The organism is Dietzia sp. CW19 (genome assembly GCF_014145265.1).
Classification (GTDB): domain Bacteria; phylum Actinomycetota; class Actinomycetes; order Mycobacteriales; family Mycobacteriaceae; genus Dietzia; species Dietzia natronolimnaea.
Genome location: NZ_JAALEE010000507.1, coordinates 1 through 2,053, shown reverse-complemented (window position 1 = coordinate 2,053; position 2,053 = coordinate 1). Strand labels below are relative to the sequence as shown.

The following is a 2,053-nucleotide window of genomic DNA, read 5'->3' as shown; positions in this document are numbered from 1 at the left end:
CACACAGACGAGGACTACTCGATATGACCACCACACTCTCCCCGATCCACCGACGACCCGCGATCGGTGTCGCGCTGCTCGCGCTGGCGTTGATCGTGCTGCTCGTCGGCGCCGGGTGCGCCACCCGCGACTCCGAGGCCGCGGCACCCGTCCCCGACCGGGTCGACCTCGCGGGCCTGTCCGACCTCGTCCTCCGGGTGGGCGACCAGAAGGGCGGCACCCAGGCCCTGCTCACCGCGGCGGGACAGCTCGACGACCTGCCGTACGAGGTCGAGTTCTCCACGTTCACCTCCGGGCCGCCGCAGGTGGAGGCGCTCAACGCCGGTCAGATCGACGTGGCCGTCACCGGTAACACCCCGCCCGTGTTCGGCGCGGCCGCCGGGGCGCGGGCGTCGATCGTCTCCGCCTACGCCAACGGCGGGGAGGGGGACCGGATCCTCGTCCCCGGGGGCTCGTCCGTGCGGACCGTGGCCGATCTGGCGGGTCGGAAGGTGCTGGTGGCCAAGGGGACCTCCGCCCACGGGCATCTGCTTCTCCAGCTCCGCAGGGCCGGGGTCTCGCCGGAGTCCGTCGACCTGGTCTTCCTCCAGCCGGCCGAGGCGGGGTCCGCGTTCTCCCGCGGCGACGCCGACGCCTGGGCCATCTGGGATCCGTACACGGCCATCACGCAGACCACCACCGACGCCCGGACCATCGCGACCGCGGCGGAGGCGTCCAACGGATTCTGGTTCGGGCTCGCCTCCCACGACGCCCTCGCGGACGCGCGCCGCCAGACGGCGATCGCGGACCTCCTGGTCCGGCTGGCCGAGGCGGGGACCTGGAGCGCGGAGAACCCGGCGCGGTGGGCCGCGTTCTACGGTGAGGCGGTGGGGCTGACCCCCGAGGCCGCCGAACTCTCGCAGAGTCGCAGCACCCGCCGACCGGTGGCGCTGGCGGACACGGTGCCCGGCGAGCAGGAACTCGCCGACGTCTTCACCGAGGACGGGCAGATCGCCGCCGTCGACGTGGACGCACTGGTCGACGACAGGTTCCAGGACGTGCTCGGGCCGGTGGTCGGGCCGCTGCCCGGGAGCTAGCGGACCGGGCCCGGCCGGGCTACGAGGTGATCCCGGACCAGAGTGTGGCGATCGCGGCCCAGCCGACCATCCCGACGGTGGAGTAGAGCGTCGCCCACATGAGCCCACCCACGGTGACCGCCGGCAGGTACCGGGTCAGCGGCATGCGCGTGAACCCGGCGGTGAAGTTGATCGCCGTCTGCACGCCCACGGTGAGGAAGGACAGCGGAACCGCGATCACCCCGTAGCGCGCGGACAGCCGCTGGGCCCGCTGCATGTGCCGCCCGTCCAGGTGGCGGGCGGCCTTCCGGCTCAGTCTCCCTCCGTTCAGCGCTCCCCGGCCTAGCCAGTAGGTGGCGTTGGCCCGCAGCATCACGATGACGAACAGCGCGCCGAAGGCGACGGCGAACGGCTGTTCCGAGATCCGGTCCATGAAGGCGCGGCGGCGGTGGAGGGCCCGGTCAGGCGGAGGGCTTGACGTCCATCACGACGTCGAACTCGAGGAGGGTGGCCCCCTCGGCGACGGGCTTGCCGTGCTGACCGGCGTGGGCGGTCCGGGCGTCGCCGTCGCGCCATGCGGCGAAGGACGCCTCGTCCTGCCAGGTGGTCACCACGAAGTAGCGCTCCTCTCCGGCGGTGGGGCGCAGCAGCTGAAAGCCGAGGAAACCGGGGGAGTTCTCCACGGTGTGGGCGCGCTCGGCGAAGCGACGCTCGAGCTCGGCACCGGCCTGGGGCGGCACGGACAGGGCATTGATCTTGACGACGGCCATGTAGGTGAGCCTACGCTTTGGTGCCGCGGTCCCGGCCGGTCAACCCGGCAACGAGTACACGTCCCCGGTCCGCACCATCAACCCGTCGGCCACGAGCGAGTCGAGTGCGCGGCCGCGCTGGACCGGGTCGGGCCACACCGCGGCCAGACGGTCCCGGTCGGCGGTGCCGTCCCCGTCGCGCAGGACGTCGAGGAGCAGGCCGCGTACCTGGCGGTCGGTCCCGGCGAA

Annotated in this window: 3 protein-coding genes and 1 pseudogene; 1 reads left to right on the top strand and 3 read right to left on the bottom strand. The window is 72.9% G+C overall.

All coding sequences use genetic code 11. The features are described 5' to 3' along the window. Nucleotides 1-23: 23 nt before the first annotated feature. Nucleotides 24-1,076: an ABC transporter substrate-binding protein gene (locus G6021_RS14520; protein ID WP_182641585.1), complete on the top strand. Its 1,053-nt coding sequence runs from the start codon at nt 24-26 to the stop codon at nt 1,074-1,076. Nucleotides 1,077-1,095: 19 nt separating this feature from the next. Here the strand turns inward: G6021_RS14520 and G6021_RS14515 are convergent, their stop codons facing one another. The 3 genes and pseudogenes from G6021_RS14515 to G6021_RS14505 all read right to left on the bottom strand — a co-directional run. Further along, nucleotides 1,096-1,488 carry a VTT domain-containing protein gene (locus G6021_RS14515; protein WP_182641584.1) on the bottom strand — a complete coding sequence of 131 codons (393 nt, stop codon included), beginning with the start codon at nt 1,486-1,488 and terminating at the stop codon, nt 1,096-1,098. A 28-nt stretch (nt 1,489-1,516) separates the two neighbouring features. Beyond that, nucleotides 1,517-1,825: an antibiotic biosynthesis monooxygenase gene (locus tag G6021_RS14510; protein WP_182639553.1), complete on the bottom strand. Its 309-nt coding sequence runs from the start codon at nt 1,823-1,825 to the stop codon at nt 1,517-1,519. Nucleotides 1,826-1,864: 39 nt separating this feature from the next. Continuing rightward, nucleotides 1,865-2,053: pseudogene (locus G6021_RS14505) on the bottom strand (A/G-specific adenine glycosylase); the annotation flags it as partial.

Coding starts and splice junctions, on each gene's coding strand:
- G6021_RS14515 (WP_182641584.1), bottom strand. CDS start 1,488: ATGGACCGGATCTCGGAACAGCCGTTCGCCGTCGCCTTCGGCGCGCTG.
- G6021_RS14520 (WP_182641585.1), top strand. CDS start 24: ATGACCACCACACTCTCCCCGATCCACCGACGACCCGCGATCGGTGTC.
- G6021_RS14510 (WP_182639553.1), bottom strand. CDS start 1,825: ATGGCCGTCGTCAAGATCAATGCCCTGTCCGTGCCGCCCCAGGCCGGT.